The organism is Nonomuraea recticatena, from assembly GCF_039533245.1.
In the GTDB taxonomy this organism is placed as follows: domain Bacteria; phylum Actinomycetota; class Actinomycetes; order Streptosporangiales; family Streptosporangiaceae; genus Nonomuraea; species Nonomuraea roseola.
The window spans coordinates 1-733 of the sequence record NZ_BAAATE010000150.1 but is presented as its reverse complement, the minus strand read 5'-3'; the positions used below and the strand labels follow the sequence as shown (position 1 = coordinate 733).

General features: G+C 71.6%; 1 protein-coding gene. It reads left to right on the top strand.

Going from position 1 to position 733, the window contains the following annotated elements; translation table 11 throughout:
• On the top strand, positions 1-653 hold a 653-nt coding region (locus ABFX50_RS50855), incomplete at its 5' end, for a terpene synthase family protein (protein WP_428834746.1).
• Positions 654-733: the final 80 nt, after the last annotated feature.

Sequence of the window (733 nt, the reverse complement as noted above, 5' to 3'; positions counted from 1 at the left end):
CCTGGCTGTGGGAGCTGCAGAACCAGCAGCTCAACCGCATCCCCGACCCGGTCGACTACGTCGAGATGCGCCGGGACACCTTCGGGTCCGACCTGACCAAGAGCCTGGCCCGCTTCGCGCACGGCGACCGGGTGCCGCCGGAGGTCTACCGGACGCGGACCCTGCAGAACCTGGAGAACTCGGCCGCCGACTACGGGTGGATGGTCAACGACCTGTACTCGCACCGCAAGGAGGTGCAGTACGAGGGCGAGGTGCACAACCTCGTGGTGGTGGTGCAGAACTTCCTGGACTGCGACCTGGACCGGGCGTTCCAGGTCGTGGAGCGGTTGCAGGAGGCCAGGGTGCGGCAGTTCGAGCACGTGCTGGAGGTGGAGATGCCGCAGATGTTCGAGGACCTCGACCTGGACGACGCGGCCCGGCGCGCGCTGCTGGACTACGGGGACGAGCTGAAGGACTGGATGGCCGGGATCGTGAACTGGCACGAGAACTGCGTGCGGTACCACGACGAGGACCTCGTGCGGCACTTCGGCGCGGCGGGCGGCCCGGTGGGTCGCGCGACCGGTGGTGCGGCGGGTTCCGGGGCGCTGCCCGCGCTGGGCGGTCCGACGGGGCTGGGCACGTCGGCCGCGCGGGTGCTGGCCAGGGTCCGCTAGAGCGCCGCGCAGGCCCCGCGCGCCGCCTCCCCCAGGGCGGTGCTCCGGGCCTTCCGCGTCGTCGGCGCTCTACGTTGCCG